The sequence below is a fragment of the Dyella marensis genome (assembly GCF_049532885.1).
Lineage (GTDB): Bacteria > Pseudomonadota > Gammaproteobacteria > Xanthomonadales > Rhodanobacteraceae > Dyella_D > Dyella_D marensis.
In genome coordinates this window covers 4,753,171-4,768,969 of record NZ_CP064029.1, presented here as the reverse complement: position 1 = coordinate 4,768,969, position 15,799 = coordinate 4,753,171, and the positions used below count along the sequence as shown (strand labels likewise).

Annotated in this window: 13 protein-coding genes; 6 read left to right on the top strand and 7 right to left on the bottom strand. The window is 70.4% G+C overall.

The features are described 5' to 3' along the window. Positions 1-9: 9 nt before the first annotated feature. The 6 genes from ISN75_RS20950 to def all read right to left on the bottom strand — a co-directional run bounded on the left by ISN75_RS20950 (position 10) and on the right by def (position 6,558). Complete coding sequence (locus ISN75_RS20950) at positions 10-1,011, bottom strand: glycosyltransferase (protein ID WP_343818019.1); 1,002 nt, start codon at positions 1,009-1,011, stop codon at positions 10-12. Positions 1,012-1,028: 17 nt separating this feature from the next. Further along, the gene (locus ISN75_RS20945) at positions 1,029-1,988 is read right to left on the bottom strand and encodes a glycosyltransferase (protein ID WP_343818017.1); all 960 of its coding nucleotides are present in this window, start codon (positions 1,986-1,988) and stop codon (positions 1,029-1,031) included. 7 nt (positions 1,989-1,995) lie between these two features. Further along, entirely contained in the window at positions 1,996-3,729 is a 1,734-nt protein-coding gene (locus ISN75_RS20940; RefSeq protein WP_167253194.1) for an ArnT family glycosyltransferase, read from the bottom strand. A gap of 89 nt (positions 3,730-3,818) precedes the next feature. Then, a complete protein-coding gene (gene rsmB, locus ISN75_RS20935; protein ID WP_168648394.1) occupies positions 3,819-5,114 on the bottom strand; it encodes a 16S rRNA (cytosine(967)-C(5))-methyltransferase RsmB in 1,296 nt (431 codons plus the stop codon). After that, complete coding sequence (gene fmt, locus ISN75_RS20930; RefSeq protein ID WP_343818013.1) at positions 5,111-6,037, bottom strand: methionyl-tRNA formyltransferase; 927 nt, start codon at positions 6,035-6,037, stop codon at positions 5,111-5,113. The genes rsmB and fmt overlap by 4 nt, the downstream gene beginning before the upstream one ends. Positions 6,038-6,048: 11 nt before the next feature. Further along, complete coding sequence (def, locus tag ISN75_RS20925) at positions 6,049-6,558, bottom strand: peptide deformylase (protein WP_167253200.1); 510 nt, start codon at positions 6,556-6,558, stop codon at positions 6,049-6,051. A 191-nt stretch (positions 6,559-6,749) separates the two neighbouring features. Here def and ISN75_RS20920 point away from each other — a divergent pair, with 191 nt between their 5' ends. From ISN75_RS20920 to purD, 6 genes are all read left to right on the top strand, one after another. Then, a complete protein-coding gene (locus ISN75_RS20920) occupies positions 6,750-7,874 on the top strand; it encodes a LysM peptidoglycan-binding domain-containing protein (protein WP_167253202.1) in 1,125 nt (374 codons plus the stop codon). 77 nt (positions 7,875-7,951) lie between these two features. After that, positions 7,952-9,088, top strand: coding sequence for a DNA-processing protein DprA (dprA, locus tag ISN75_RS20915; RefSeq protein WP_167253204.1), 1,137 nt, complete (start codon positions 7,952-7,954; stop codon positions 9,086-9,088). A 136-nt stretch (positions 9,089-9,224) separates the two neighbouring features. Then, positions 9,225-11,741, top strand: coding sequence for a DNA topoisomerase I (locus tag ISN75_RS20910; RefSeq protein ID WP_167253206.1), 2,517 nt, complete (start codon positions 9,225-9,227; stop codon positions 11,739-11,741). Next, positions 11,742-12,314: an L-threonylcarbamoyladenylate synthase gene (locus ISN75_RS20905; protein WP_343818009.1), complete on the top strand. Its 573-nt coding sequence runs from the start codon at positions 11,742-11,744 to the stop codon at positions 12,312-12,314. Between the two features lie 190 nt (positions 12,315-12,504). Continuing rightward, complete coding sequence (locus ISN75_RS20900; RefSeq protein ID WP_168648390.1) at positions 12,505-13,869, top strand: AMP-binding protein; 1,365 nt, start codon at positions 12,505-12,507, stop codon at positions 13,867-13,869. Positions 13,870-13,946: 77 nt separating this feature from the next. Continuing rightward, positions 13,947-15,227 (top strand): phosphoribosylamine--glycine ligase, encoded by a 1,281-nt coding sequence (purD, locus tag ISN75_RS20895; RefSeq protein ID WP_167253212.1) that lies wholly within the window; start codon positions 13,947-13,949, stop codon positions 15,225-15,227. 96 nt (positions 15,228-15,323) lie between these two features. On the opposite strand, the gene ISN75_RS20890 is transcribed toward purD, so the two are convergent. Further along, positions 15,324-15,704, bottom strand: a complete 381-nt coding sequence (locus tag ISN75_RS20890) for a hypothetical protein (RefSeq protein ID WP_168648389.1) — start codon at positions 15,702-15,704, stop codon at positions 15,324-15,326. Between the last annotated feature and the right edge of the window lie 95 nt (positions 15,705-15,799).

Genomic DNA, 15,799 nt, shown 5'->3' with positions numbered 1-15,799 from the left:
AGTGGAAGGTCAGGGCAGCGTATCGAGCGCGCGCAGCAGGCGGCCGGGGAAATCCCGCCGATTGTCTTCGAACCAGCGGCGCGCGGCCTGGCCCAGGCGCTGCTGCTCGGCTTCCGGCATATGGATGCAGCGCTCGATCGCGGCACGCATCGCGTCCATGTCGAAATCGTAGAGCGTGGCCAGCGCCTGCGTGCCGGCGGCGTGCGCGGCGACCAGGATGCCGTGCTCGGGCGTGACCAGCTCGTTCATCGGTTCGGCGTCGGTGGAGATCACCACGGCGCCGATGCCTAAGCTCTCGACGATCGAATGGCCATAGCCCTCGGTCTGCGAGGGGCACAGATGGAACACGCTGGTGTTCTGCAGTTCGCGCAGTGCCTCGTCGCCGACGTATTCGCGGATCAGCCGCACGTTGGCCGGCGTCTGCGGCCAGGTGCGCGCTTCGTCGCTGCGCCAGACCACGGTGAGCTGCGGCCAGTCCGGATGGTCCGCCCACAGTTTCAGGATCTGCGCGGTGCCCTTGTTGTTGCTGCGGCCCGGGCCGTGGAAAAAGGTGGGCTGGCGTGCGATGTCCGGCGCGCGCTGGTCTTCGCTGACGAAACCGGTGTGTATCACCGGCCGGCCCAGCTCGCTGAAGATGCGCTGCGCATGGTTGGTCTTGGCCAGCACCAGGTCGATGCCGCCCAGGTCCGCCAGCCATGCTTTGTCGAACCATTCCGGATGCGGCAGCAGCGCGCTGGCGCCGGCCTGGCGGAAATAGCGCGCGCTGACGCTTTCGCACATCAGGTTGAGGTCGTAGCGCGCATGCAAGCGGCCCCGCGCGAGGTTGCGCAGCAGCTGGCGCGCGCGCCCGGAAAAACGCTGCCAGCGGTGGCTGAGCCGCGCGCGGTTATTGAGCCGGGTCACCGTAACCTGATGGCCGCCCTCGCGCAGGATGCGCGCGACCAGGCGCATGTCGCGGGTGAGGCCGGCGCCGTTGTCGTTGCCGATCAGTTGGATGGCGCGCTTGCGCATGCGGGGTCCGGTGAGCATCAGGGCAGGGCGGCGATGGCGGCGCGCAGGCGCGCGGGCCAGTCGGCGCGGTTGGTGTCGTACCAGCCGCGGGCGGCGCGGCCGAGCTGTTCGGCGGTGCTTGCGTCCATGGCGATGCAGCGTTCGATCGCGGCGGACATGGCTTCATCGGCGTAGCCGTAGAGCGTGGCGAGATCCTGCCTGCCCTCGCTGCGCGCCGGCACCAGCACGCCGCGTTCCGCGGTCACCAGCTCGTTCATCGGTTCCGCGTCCAGCGTCACCACCACCGCGCCGCAGCTCATCGCCTCGACCAGGTAGTGGCCGTAGCCTTCGGTCTGCGACGGGCACAGGTGGAAGCGGTGTTCGTTCTGCAGCCGGCGATACGCTGTGTCGTCCAGATGCTCGCGCAGCAGCGTGACGTTTGCCGGCAGCGCGCCGATATCCACGCGCTTGCGCCGCCACGCCACGGTGAGCTGCGGCCACGACGGATGCGCGGCCCACAAACGCAGCAGCGCTTCGGTGCCTTTGTTGCCGCTGCGGCCCGGGCCATGGAAGAACGCATGCTTGCGTGGCACCGACGCATCCAGCCGGTCGGGACTGGTGAAGCCGATGTACTGCGTGCGCGCACCGAGCGCGCCGAACAGGCGTTCCGCATGGCGCGTCTTCACCCACACCGCATCCATCGCGGCGAGATGGGCGCGGTCGAACGGGCGGAAGTATTCGGGGTTCGGAATCACCACGTTGCGCCGCGCACCGCGCAGGAATTCGGGGCGGATGCGTTCCAGCATCAGGTTGATGTCCTGCGCCGGCGCGCGCCAGGCCAGGCGCAGCCGCGTCGCCCATTCGGCGAGGCGGCCGCGATGCGGCAGGCCGCTGAGCGTGACGCCGTTGCCGGCCTCGCGCAGCGCCTCGGCCAGCAAGGCCATGTCGCGGCTGAGGCCGGCGCCGTTGTCGCGTCCGATCAGGTCCAGGCGCGCCATGGGGCGGTCACTCGGAGTCGGCGGTACTGGCCGGCACGCGGTCGACCTCTTCGTTCGGCGTGCAGCCCGGGATCACCGCGTCGGCCTTGAACAGCCACCACTCGCGGCGGTTGGCGTGGCCGAGGCTGATCGCCTTGCTGCGGTCGACGCACTTGTCCATCACGCCGTCCAGCGCGAACAGCCAGCGGTGCGCCGGCGCCTGCGCCTGCCACTTCACCGCCGCCGCGTACTGCTCGTGCCAGGGCACGGTGAAGCCGAAGTCGGTGGCGGGACGGTCGAGCATCAGCAGGTTCTGTTCCTTCCACGCGACCAGGCCCAGTTCCTCGTCGGCCGGCACGCGCGCACGCACGTCCTGCATCAGCGCGGCGGCGGAGCTGGAATCGTTGAGCAGCGGATACGCCCACAGGCCCCAGGCCAGCCACATCGCCGCCATGCCGCCGCACACCGCCCACACGGCGTGGCGCAGGCGCAGCGCGGCGATCAGCACCAGCTGCACGGCGCCGATGGCGACGAACATCCACCACAGCGCGTGGCCGCCGTCGTCGAAGCCGCGCGCGGTGGCGAACTCGGTGGCGAACTTCGGATGCGCGATCAAGGCGGCCGCGCCGACGCCGAGCATGGCCGCGCCCATCACGCCGATGAACACCAGGCCCGCGATGCGCAGCCAGCGCTTCTGCAGCAGCTCGTGCAGGAAGGGGCCGGTGATCAGCGCCAGCATCGGCAGCGCCGGCATGATGTAAACGTCGCGCTTGCCCTTGGGGATGGCGAAGAACACCAGGATCAGCACGATCCAGCCCAGCGGCAGCAGGATGCGCGCGTCCTTCGCCTTCAGCCGCTGCCACCAGCGCGGCAGCGTGCCCGGATAGGTGAGCGACAGCGGCAGCCAGCTGAACAGCACGATCGGCACGTAATAGAACGGCGAATGGTGGTGGTCCCACGACTTGCTGTAGCGGCCGGCGGTCTGGTGGAACAGGATGTCGTTGACATAAGCCGTATAGGCCGGATCGTTGCCGTGCGCCTTCGCGCCCAGCAGCATCGGCACCAGCCACAGCGCGATCGCCGCCAGCAGCGCCACCAGGCCCAGCGGCCAGCGCCACCACGCGCCCGGACCCATGCGCGACACGCCGTCCCAGCCGCCGCGCCACGCCACCAGGTAGGGCAGCAGCATGAACAGCGCGAGCACGCCCACGCCCTTGGTGATCACCCCCAGGCCCGCGCAGAAACAGCCGAACCAGAACGCGCGCCAGTTCGGTCCCTTGAGCAGATGCACCAGCAGGCCCCAGTTCGCCGCGGTGATGTAGAACATCACCAGCGGATCGATCTGCGCGCGTTTCACCTGGTAGACGAACTGGAAACTCACCAGCAGCGCCGCGGCCGCATACAGGCCGGCCTGCCGGTTCCACAGCCGCCGGCCCAGGTCGTAGACCAGCAGCAGGGTGCCCAGCGCGGCCAGCAGCGACGGCAGCAGGAAGGCCGCGCGCCAGCTGCGCAGCACGGTGTAGCTGGCCGCTTCGGTCCACATCAGCATCGGCGGCTTGTCCGAATACAGCTCGCTGCCGCGATGCGGGAACAGCCAGTCGCCGCTTTCCACCATCTGCTTGGCGGCCAGGGTGAAGCGCGGCTCGTCCGACGGCCACGGGTCGCGCAGGCCGATGCCGGCGCCGATCACCACCACGGCGAAGATCAGCAGCAGCCAGAAATAGCGGCGTTCCTGGGGAGTGGCTTGCGAGGCAACGGGCATGCGTGGACTTCCGGCGGCGGCGCCGCGACGTAGCGATGGGTGTAGCGTTTTTTAAGCCGGGCGCCTTATCGGGCGCTTAGGCGCGCCGGTCAGGCCCGTTCGAGCACGGCATAGTACATGCCGTCGAGGTCCCCATCCCCGGGGAGAACCTGCCAGCCCAGCGCCGCCGCCTGCCCCGCGGGCAGGGTGAATGCGGCCGCCCTTGCTTCGGGCTGGCTGGCCAGGAACGCGCCGACCACCGCTTCGTTTTCCGCCTTCAGCAGCGAGCAGGTCACGTAGACCAGCCGTCCGCCCGGCGCCAGCAGCGGCCACAGCGCCTGCAGGATGCGGCGCTGCTGCGCGGCCAGCGCGGCGATGTCGCTGTCGCGGCGGTGCAGGCGCACGTCCGGCCGGCGGCGCAGGACGCCGGTGGCCGAGCAGGGGGCATCGATCAGGATGCGGTCGAACGGACGGCCATCCCACCAGGTATCCGGGGCGCCGGCGTCGCCGATCACCACGTCGGCGTCGAGGCCGAGGCGGTCGAGGTTCTGGCCGATGCGCCTGGCGCGGCCGGCGTCGGATTCGAGCGCGATCAGGTCGAGCCGGGCGCGTTCGAGCAGATGGCAGGCCTTGCCGCCGGGGGCGGCGCAGGCGTCGAGTACGCGCAGCCCGTCGCGCACCTCGGCCAGATCCGCCGCGGCCTGGGCGGCGCCGTCCTGCACGGCGAAATGGCCTTCGGCGAAGCCGGGCATGCGGGTGACGTCGGCGCTGTGCGGCAGCACGATGCCGTCGGCCAGCCAGGCGTGGGCCTCGGCGGTATAGCCGGCGGCGCGCAGGCGTTCGAGCAGGTCGTCGCGGCCGCTGCGGCGGCGGTTGGCGCGCAGCATCAGCGGCGGCTCGATATTGTTCGCGGCCATCACCGCGTCGGCCTGTTCCGGCCAGTCGCGGGCGATGGCCTTGGCCAGCCAGGCGGGGTGGGCGTGGCGGGTCTGCGGCTTGGCGTCGAGCGCGGCCAGCAGCTCGGTGCGCTCGCGCTGCCAGCGGCGCAGCACGGCGTTGACCAGCCCGGCCATGCGCGGCCGCTGCAGCGCGCGCGCCGCCTGCACGGTGGCGGCGACGGCGGCGTAGTCGGGCAGCTCCAGGATCTCCAGCTGCACCAGGCCCAGCACCAGCAGGGCGTGCACGGCCGGCTCCTTCTGGCGCAGCGGTTTCTCCAGCAGGCGGTCGATGGCGGCGTCGAAGCGCAGCCACCAGCGCGCACCGTCGCTGACCAGGGCGGTGAACAGGGCGCGGTCGCGCGGGTCGGGCAGGCGCGGGGCGTAGCGCTCGGTGGCGTCGCGCTGCGAGGCGCCGCGCAGGGCGACTTCGGCGAGGGCCTGGGCGGCCAGGGCGCGGGTGTCGGTCATCGGGCGCTGCGCAGCTCGGGCCGCGCATTGAGATAGTCGGCCGCGCCGATGCGCTTGCCGCCGGCGCGCTGCAGCGCGGTCACGCGCAGGGCGCCTTCGCCGCAGGCGATCTCGATGCCGTCGCGGCCGGCGGACAGCACGCTGCCGGGGGCGGCGGCGTGGTCGCGCGCGATGGCTTCGGCGGCCCAGATGCGCAGCGGCTCGCCGGCGATCTCGCCTTCGGCGACGGGCCAGGGGTCGAAGGCCCGGACCTGGCGTTCCAGGCTGAGCGCGTCGCGCTGGAAATCCAGCTTCGCCTCGGCCTTATCCAATTTGTGCGCGTAGGTGACGCCGTCTTCCGGTTGCGCGCGCGGGCTCGGCGTTTCGCCGGCCATGGCGCGGCGCAGGCCTTCGGCCAGCACCTCGGCGCCCAGCGCCGAGAGGCGGTCGTGCAGGCTGCCGCCGGTTTCGGCGCGTTCGATCGGCGTGCGGCGTTCCAGCAGCACGGGGCCGGTGTCCAGGCCCGCTTCCATCTGCATCAGGTCCACGCCGCTTTCGGTGTCGCCGGCCAGGATCGCGCGCTGGATCGGCGCGGCGCCGCGCCAGCGCGGCAGCAGGCTGGCATGTACGTTCCAGCAGCCCAGGCGCGGCAGGGCCAGCACCTTGCGCGGCAGGATCAGGCCATAGGCGACCACCACCATCAGGTCGGCCCGCCAGGCGGCGAGCGTGTCGCGCGCTTCCTGGCTCTTCAGCGATTCGGGCTGCTCCACCGGGATGCCGGCCGCCAGTGCGGCCTGCTTCACCGGGCTGGGCGTGAGTTTGCGGCCGCGGCCCGCGGGGCGGTCCGGCTGCGTATACACGGCAACGACCTCGGCGCCGCTGGCGCGGCAGGCTTCCAGGCAGGGGACGGAGAACTCGGGCGTGCCGGCGAAGACGACGCGCAAGGGCGCGCCCGTCAAGCGCTGGCCGCCTGCTTGCGCTGCTTGTCCAGGCGCTTGAGCAGCATGGAGCGCTTCAGCGGCGACAGGTAATCGACGAACACCTTGCCGGCCAGGTGGTCCATCTCGTGCTGGATGCACACCGCCAGCGGGCCTTCCACGTCGAGCACGAACTCCTTGCCGTCGGCGTCCTGCGCCTTGACCTTGATCTTCAGCGCGCGGGTCACGTCGGCATAGATGCCGGGGAAGGACAGGCAGCCCTCCTGGTACACCTGGGAGCCGTCCTTTTCCAGGATCTCGGCATTGATCAGGGCCAGCGGCTCGTTGCGCCCGTCGCTCATGTCCGCCACCAGCACGCGCCGGTGCACGTTGACCTGGGTGGCGGCCAGGCCGACGCCGTTGGCGGCATACATGGTTTCGAACATGTCGGCGACGAACTGCTTGAGTTCTGCGTCGAACACGCGCACGGGCTCGGCCTTGGTGCGCAGGCGGGGGTCGGGGAATTCGAGAATGGTCAGGGTCGACATTTGGTGTACACCTCGGCGCCAAAAATGCGGGCGAATCGGTGAAAACCCAGCCCGGGCGCGATCTAGAATGAGCCTTATTGTACGTCGGCAACCCCGTGTCTGGCAGAGGATTCTGCCAACTGGCTCTGGTTGCGGGCGTTAAACCATCGGTTACACTCCGCCGAGCATCGGGGGATGGGGGAATCCCGTTTATGATTAGAAAGTCCATCGGGCTGCTGGCCGGCATGCTGGTCACTGTCGCCGTTTACGCTGCCGGCGCTCAATTGCGTTCGGACCACCCCGATTCGTACACCGTGCGCAAGGGCGACACGCTCTGGGCCATTTCGGCGCGCTTCCTCTCCAAGCCCTGGCTGTGGCCGGAGATCTGGCAGGCGAATCCGCAGGTGCAGAACCCGCACCTGATCTATCCGGGCGACGTGCTCAATCTTTCCTTCATCAACGGTCCGCGCCTCGGCCTGCAGCCGCGCGTGCGCGCCGAAGGCGAGCCGATCCCCGCCATCCCGCTGTCCGCGCTGCGCATGTTCCTGAAGGAAACGCGCGTGATGAACTCGGACGAGGTGAAGCAGTCGCCGTACGTGATGGGCTTCGAGGAAGCCCGCCTGCGCGGCACCGTCGGCCAGAACATCTACGCGCGCAACCTCAAGTCCGAGCCGGGCCAGCGCTGGGCGATCGTGCGCCCGACGCATACCTTCCGCGGCTTCAACCAGGACGACCGCAGCGAGCCGTACCCGATGGTCGGCCATGAGCTGGACGACGACGCCTCGGTGGTCACCACCCCGTGGCGCGAAGAATTCCGCAACGACCACCACTACGGCACCGGCACCGACCTGGGCACCGAAGTGACGGTGATCGGCAATGCCGAAACGCTGCGCACCGGCGACGTCTCCACCCTGCTGCTGCTGGATTCCACCCAGGAGATCCGCAAGGGCGATCGCATCATGCCGATCGACGACAAGCCCTACGACCCGTACTACTACCCGCATGCGCCGAAGTCGGTGCCGGACAACTCCCGCGTGATCGCCTTCACCGACGCGCTGGAGGCCGTCGGCCCGCACCAGGTGGTGGCGATGTCGATCGGTGCGAAGGACGGCGTGGAGAACGGCCAGACCTTCTCGATCGTGCATCCGGGCGAGACCATCAACGACGACGTGGCCAGCGACAGCTGGCGCCGCGGCACCGGCAAGGCGGTGACCCTGCCGGAGGAATTCGTCGGCCACGTGATGGTGTTCCGCACCTTCGACAAGGTCAGCTACGGCCTGGTCATGGACGGCATCAAGCCGATCTCGATGGGCGACCGCCTGACGATGCCTGAGTAAGCGCATCGGCATCGGCTGACAGAACGGCGCGGCATCGTCCGCGCCGTTTTCGTTTGCGCGGCCCATAAACTGCACGGATGAGCGAAACCGACGCATGGCGCGCCTGGCTGGTCCTGCTGCGCACTCCCGGCCTGGGGCCTTCCACCCTCCGGCAATGGCTGCTGGCCCACGACCGGCGCATCGAGACCGTGCTGGCGCATGCGCCGCGGCGTGCGGCGGCGTTGGGCGCAGATGCAGTGGCCTGGCTGGAGCGGCCGGACGAAGCCCTGATCGCCGCCGACCTGGACTGGCTGGCCCAGCCGGGGCATCGCCTGCTGTGCTGCACCGAGGCGGATTTCCCGCCCCTGCTGGAGGCGATCCCGAACCCGCCCGCCGCGCTGTTCGTCAGCGGCGACGCCGGGCTGCTGCTGTTCCCGCAGGTGGCGATCGTCGGCTCGCGCGGCGCCACCGCCGGCGGGCTGGCGCAGGCGCGGACGTTCGCGCGGGACCTCGCCGTGGCCGGCTTCGTGGTGACCAGCGGCATGGCCGACGGCGTCGACGGCGCGGCCCACCTGGGCGCGCTGGATGCCGGCCGGCCCACGGTGGCGGTGGTGGGCACGGGCCTGGACCGGGTCTATCCGCGCAAGCATCTCGCCCTGGCGCACCGGATCGCGCAGGAAGGCGTCCTGGTCAGCGAATTCCCGCTGGGCACGCCGGCCGTGGCGGGGCATTTCCCGCGGCGCAACCGCATCCTGTCGGGCCTGGCCCTGGGCACCCTGGTGGTCGAGGCGGACCTGGAATCGGGCTCGCTGATCACCGCCCGCCTGGCCGGCGAGCAGGGGCGGGAGGTATTCGCGCTGCCCGGCTCCGTCCATAATCCGCAGTCCCGTGGCTGCCACCAGCTGATCCGCGACGGCGCCCGGCTGGTCGAAACGGCGGCCGAAGTGGCCGAGGTGCTGGCGCCGCAGGCGCGCGCGCTGGGCGCGGAACTGGCGGCGCGGCTGCAGGATGCGCCACCGGGCCGGGCCGTTCAGGCCGCCCAGGCGGGCTGGAGCGGCGACCCGGAGTACGGCCAGCTGCTGGCTGCCCTGGGCCACGACCCGGCCAGCCTGGACGAGCTGGCCGGCCGTACCGGGCAGTCCGCCGCCGCCTTGTCGTCCATGCTGCTGATGCTGGAGCTGGAGGGCGTGGTCGGCAGCCTGCCGGGCAATCGCTACCAGCGCCTGCCGGGCTAGCCGGGCCGGATGGCCGAAATGGCTCCATGCCTCGTTTTCACGAGACCGAGCTTGACGGCGTTGGCGCGGCATGCCTTTAACTAAATAAAGAAGGCCCGCCAAAGTGCGGGCCGTTGGCTTCTGGAAACCCCGCTGCATGGCAAAGAATCTGCTCATCGTCGAGTCGCCCGCCAAGGCCAAGACGATCAACAAGTACCTGGGCAAGGACTTCCAGGTCCTGGCCTCCTACGGTCACGTGCGTGACCTGAAGCCGAAGGAGGGCGCGGTCGATCCGGACCATGGTTTCGCCATGGCCTACGAGATCATCGAGCGCAATCAGAAACACGTCGATGCCATCGCCAAGGCGGCCCAGGCGGCCGACGACATCTACCTCGCGACCGACTTGGATCGCGAAGGCGAGGCGATCAGCTGGCATATCAGCGAGATCCTGCAGCAGCGGGGCCTGACCAAGGGCAAGCAGCTGCACCGCGTGGTGTTCTCCGAGATCACCCCCAAGGCGATCAAGGCCGCCGTGGCCCAGCCGCGCCAGCTCTCGCACGACCTGGTCGACGCCCAGCAGGCGCGCCGCGCGCTGGACTACCTGGTCGGCTTCAACCTGTCGCCGGTGCTGTGGCGCAAGGTGCAGCGCGGCCTGTCCGCCGGCCGCGTGCAGAGCCCGGCGCTGCGCATGATCGTGGAGCGCGAGGAAGAGATCGAAGCCTTCGTCGCCCGCGAGTACTGGACCGTCGAAGCCGCGCTGCGCCACCCCGAGGGCGACTTCAGCGCGCGCCTCACCCGCCTGTACGGCAAGAAGTTCGAGCAGTTCGACCTCACCAACGAGGCCGACGCCATGGCTGCCCGCGCGGCGCTGAAGGAGGCCGCGCACGGCCGCCTCACCGTCAGCGACGTCGGCAGCAAGGAGCGCAAGCGCCGCCCGGCGCCGCCGTTCACCACCTCCACCCTGCAGCAGGAGGCCGCGCGCAAGCTCGGTTTCTCCACCAGCCGCACCATGAAGGTGGCGCAGGGGCTGTACGAGGGCGTGTCGCTGGGCAGCGAGGGCAACGTCGGCCTCATTACCTATATGCGTACCGACTCGGTGGCGCTGTCCGAGGACGCCGTGGGCGAGCTGCGCCAGCTGATCGCGCGCGACTACGGCAACAAGGCGCTGCCGGACCATCCGCAGGTCTACAAGTCCAAGTCCAAGAACGCGCAGGAAGCGCACGAGGCGATCCGCCCGACCTCGGCCATGTACACGCCGCGCGAGGTGGCTTCGTACCTCAACGACGAGCAGCGCAAGCTGTACGAGCTGATCTGGAAGCGCACCGTCGCCTGCCAGATGATCCACGCCACGCTCAACACCGTGTCGGTGGATTTCGCCCTGCCGCATGCCCAGGGCGGTGAGGCGGGCTTCCGCTCCACCGGCACCACCGTGGTCGACCCGGGCTTCCTGGCCGTGTACGAGGAAGGCCGCGACCAGAAGAGCGCCGAGGACGACGACGAAGGCCGCCGCCTGCCCAGGCTGGAAAAGGGCGAGCAGGTCGCGCTGCACGACATCCTGGCCGACCAGCACTTCACCGAGCCGCCGCCGCGCTATTCCGAAGCGAGCCTGGTGAAGTCGCTGGAAGAACACGGCATCGGCCGTCCGTCGACCTACGCCAGCATCATCCAGGTGCTGCTCAACCGCGAATACGTGCTGCTGGACAGCCGCCGCTTCAAGCCCACCGACGTGGGCCGCGCGGTGAGCAAGTTCCTGACCCAGCACTTCACCCGCTACGTCGACTACGACTTCACCGCCAAGCTCGAGGACGAGCTCGACGCGGTGAGCCGCGGCGAGGAAGCCTGGGTGCCGCTGATGGAGCGTTTCTGGCAGCCGTTCAAGCAGCAGGTCGAGGAAAAGACCGAGACCGTCGACCGCAGCGAGGCCACCGGCGCGCGCGAGCTGGGCACGGATCCGAAGACCGGCAAGCCGGTGTCGGTGCGTCTGGGCCGCTATGGGCCGTATGCGCAGATCGGCGACAAGGACACCGACGAGAAGCTGCAGTTCGCCAGCCTGCGTCCGGGCCAGAGCATGCACACCATCACCCTGGAAGAGTCGCTGGAGCTGTTCAAGCTGCCGCGCAAGCTCGGCCAGGCCGAGAATGGCGACGAGGTGTCGGTGGGCGTGGGCCGCTTCGGCCCGTTCGTGAAGCAGGGCAGCACCTATGCCTCGCTCAAGGCCGAGGACGACCCCTACACCATCGAGCTGCCGCGCGCGCTGCAGATCGTGCAGGAAAAGCTGGAGCTGATCGCCAACCGCGTGATCCAGGACTTCGGCAACGGCGTGCAGGTGCTCAACGGCCGCTTCGGCCCGTACATCACCGACGGCGAGAAGAACGCGCGCATCCCGAAGGACCAGGACCCGAAGACCCTGACCGAGGCGCAATGCATCGAACTGCTCGCCGCGGCGCCGGTAAAGAAGGGCCGCGGCGGCGCCAGGAAGGCAGCGGCGAAGAAGGCCGCGCCGGCCGCGAAAAAGGCGGCCGCCAAGAAGGCTCCGGCGGAAAAACCGGCGGTGAAGAAGGCCGCGGCCAAGAAGACGACGGCCACCAAGACGGCAGCCAAGAAAACCGCGGCGAAGAAAACCGCCACCAAGAAAGCCGCCGCGAAGAAGCCCGCAGGCAAGGCCAAGGCCTGAGTGGCCCGGCACTTCGCGCTCGATCAGCTCGACGATGCCGCCGCGCTCCTGCGCGGCGGCGGCGTGCTGGCCTATCCCACCGAGGCGGTGTTCGGCCTGGGCTGCGATCCGCATGACCGCGCGGCGTTCGAGCAGATCTTCGCCTTGAAGCAGCGCCCGCCTACCCAGGGCGTGCTGCTGATCGCGGCTGACTTCGCCCAGGTCGAGCGCTACATCGCCCGCGTCGCGGTGCCCGATGAAGTGATGGAGCAGGTCCGAGCGAGCTGGCCCGGACCGAATACCTGGATCTTCCCGCGCTCGGCCGAAGTGCCCGAATGGGTGGCCGGCGCCCATGCCGGCATCGCCCTGCGCGTCACCGCGCACGAGCCCGCCGCCGCGCTGTGCCGCGCCTTCGGCGGTGCGCTGGTGTCGACCAGCGCCAACCCGCACGGCCAGCCGCCGGCCCGTTCCGCGGCGGCGGTGGAGCACTACTTCGGCGCCGCGCTGGACGGCCTGCTGGACGCTCCGCTGGGCGGCCTGGAGCGGCCCACGGTGATCCGCGACGCGCTCACGGGCGCTATCATCCGCGCCTGACCCGAGCCGGCTCGCCGGCCCGCCTGAATACGCTCTGGACGCTACCGGCGCCAGTGGGGAGGTATTCAGCGGCGGTCGCGAGGATGGGAAGAGCCTCGCCGGGCCCAATCCGCGATCCATTCCGTCGGCCCGGTTTTCCGGGGCGGCTCCATGGATGCGTTGCCGGTGAACAGTACGGGGAGAACACCGCTTGGCCATTGTCTACGACAGCTACCGCCACGATCCGGCCAGCACCGGCCTGCCGCTGCTGGTGGCCGGCCATGCGGCGCGCACGGTGGCCTGGCGCGGCGCCGGGGCGGTGAGCGCCGCGCAGTTCCTGGCGCACGTGCAGCAGGTGGCGGCCGGGCTGCCCACCGCCACCGCGGCGGTGAACCTGTGCGATGACCGCTACGCCTTCCTGGTCGCGTTCTGCGCCATCGCGCTGCGCGGCCAGGCCAACCTGCTGCCGTCCTCGCGCCAGCCGCAGGCGGTGATGGAAGTGATGGCGGCGCATCCGGGCAGTTACGCGCTGGGCGAACTGGCGCTGGATGCCCCACCGCCCGGCTACCGCCTGATGCCCGTGCTGGACGCGCCCGCCGCCGACGGCGAAACGCCGGCTCCGCTGATTCCGGCCGAGCAGGTAGTGGCGATCGGCTACACCTCCGGTTCCACCGGCGTGCCGAAGGCCTACCCGAAGACCTGGCGCAGCTTCCACGCCAGCAACGCCGGCAACATGCGCGCGCTGCGCGCCGTCGTCGGCCCGCGTTTCGACGTGGTGGCCACGGTGCCGCCGCAGCACATGTACGGCATGGAGGCCTCGGTGCTGCTGCCGCTGCTGGGCGACGTGGGCGTGCATGCGGCGCGGCCGTTCTTCCCGGCCGACGTGGCCGACGCGCTGGCGCAGACGCGCGGCCCGCGCGTGCTGGTGATCACGCCGATCCATCTGCGCGCCCTGATCGAATCCGGCGTCGCGTTGCCGCCGATCGCCGCCATGATGTCGGCCACCGCGCCGATGCCGGCGGAGCTGGCCGCCGCCGCGGAACAGCGCTTCGGCGCGCCGCTGCTGGAAGTGTTCGGCTCCACCGAAACCTGCGTGATCGCCTCGCGCCGCGCCGCCGCGGACGAGCCCTGGACGCTGTACGACGGCGTGCGCCTGCATCCGCAGCCGGACGGCACCCTGGTCGACGCGCCGCAGCTGGACCAGCCGATCGCCCTGGCCGACATCGTCGCCCTGCAGGACGAGGGCCGCCGCTTCCGCCTGTGCGGCCGCCATGCGGACCTGTTGGAAATCGCCGGCAAGCGCGCTTCGCTGGGCGATCTCACCCGCCGCCTGCTGGCGGTGCCGGGCGTGCGCGACGGCGTGGTGTTCCAGCTCGACGGCGACGCCATCGGCGTCAAGCGCATCGCCGCCCTGGCGGTGGCGCCGGGGCTGGACGAGCACGGCATCCTGGAAGCCCTGCGCGGCTCGGTGGAACCGGTGTTCCTGCCGCGCCCGCTGCGCCTGGTCGACGCGCTGCCGCGCAACGAGACCGGCAAGCTGCCGCGCAGCGCGCTGATGGAGCTGATCGGCCGCTGAGGGCCGCCTGGGCGGTCCCGCCCGCTACAATGTCGCGCTGCGCCGTGCAGGCGCATCCCTTCGTAGTGGAGCAAGGCATGAAAGTTCTGGTCATCGGCAACGGCGGTCGCGAACACGCGCTGGCGTGGAAGCTCAAGCAGTCGCCGCGCGTGAGCGAGGTGATCGTCGCGCCCGGCAACGCCGGCACGGCGCGCGAGCGCGGCCTGCGCAACGCGGACGTGGCGGTGACCGACCTGGACGGCCTGCTCAAGCTGGCGCGCGAGGAGAAAGTCGAGCTGACCGTGGTCGGCCCCGAAGTGCCGCTGGTGGCCGGCGTGGTCGACAAGTTCCGCGCCGCCGGCCTGCGCATCTTCGGGCCGCGCGCGGTCGCCGCACAGCTGGAAGGCTCCAAGGCCTTCGCCAAGGATTTCCTGCTCCGCCACAACATCCCCACCGCGCGCTACGCGGTGTTCACCCAGCTGGAACCGGCGCTGGCCTATGTGCGCAAGCACGGCGCGCCGATCGTGATCAAGGCCGACGGCCTGGCCGCCGGCAAGGGCGTAGTGGTGGCGCTCACGCTGGCCGACGCGGAGCTCGCGCTGCACGACATGCTCGGCGCGCACAGCTTCGGCGATGCTTCGGCGCGCGTGGTGATCGAGGAATTCCTCGACGGCGAGGAAGCCAGCTACATCGTGATGAGCGACGGCAGCCACGCCCTGCCCATGGCCAGCAGCCAGGACCACAAGCGCCGCGACGAGGGCGACCTCGGCCCCAATACCGGCGGCATGGGCGCGTACTCGCCCGCGCCGGTGGTGACGCCGGAGGTGGAGCGCCGCATCCTCAAGGAAGTGATCGAGCCGACCCTGCACGGCATGGCCGCCGAGGGCGCGCCGTTCATCGGCTTCCTCTATGCCGGCCTGATGATCGACCAGAGCGGCGCGCCGAAGGTGATCGAATTCAACGTGCGCTTCGGCGACCCGGAAACGCAGCCGATCATGCTGCGGCTGAAGTCCGACCTGGTCGAGCTGATCGAAGCCGCGCTGGACGGCGAGCTGCGCCACACCACCGCGCATTGGGACCCGCGCCCTTCGATCGGCGTGGTGATGGCCGCGGGCGGCTATCCAGGCAAGGTGCGCAGCGGCGATGCGATCACGGGGCTCGATGCCGTGTCCGGTCCGGACGCCAAGGTTTTCCACGCAGGCACGAAGCTCGATGCGCAAGGCCAGCCGGTGACGGCCGGCGGCCGCGTGCTGACGGTATGCGCGCTGGGCAAGGACATCGCGGCGGCGCGCGAGCAGGCCTATGCGGCGGTGTCGAAGGTGCATTTCGACGGCGCGTTCTGCCGGCGCGACATCGCGCACCGCGCGCTGCACCGCTGAGCGCGTAGGTTGGGGTGAGCCAAAGGCGAACCCCAACATGACCAGGCTCATCGAACCGTTGGGGGTTCGCCTTTGGCTCACCCCAACCTACGCCGCTCAGTGCGCGAGGTAGTAGCGCACCAGCGCCATCGCCAGCGCGAACACGTAGCCGTAGGCGAAGCGGTCGATGCGCAGCGGCGCATCGCCGCGGCGCTGGCGCCAGTAGCCGAACAGCATCATCGCGCCGCCGGCGAGGACGGGCACCAGCACCAGGCTGGCCAGGCGCTGCGTTTGGGTGTGCGCCAGGTGGCCCGGCATGACCAGCAGGCTCAAGCCGCCGGCCAGGCCGCCCAGCAGGAGCATCCCGATCACCGCCACGACGGGATGCGGGCGCCGGCGGAAGGGTTCGCGCACGGCGTGGAAGCCCAGCTCCGCCAGCGTTTCGGCGAACAGCTGCAACAGCAGTTCGCCCAGGATCTGCAGGATGGCTTCCAGCATGTCAGCGCCGGCCCGCAGGCGCCGCGCGCCTGTCCTTCGAATCGCTCATCGATCGCCCCCGGTTCGTTGCCGCATCTTTGCCGATACGCCGCGGC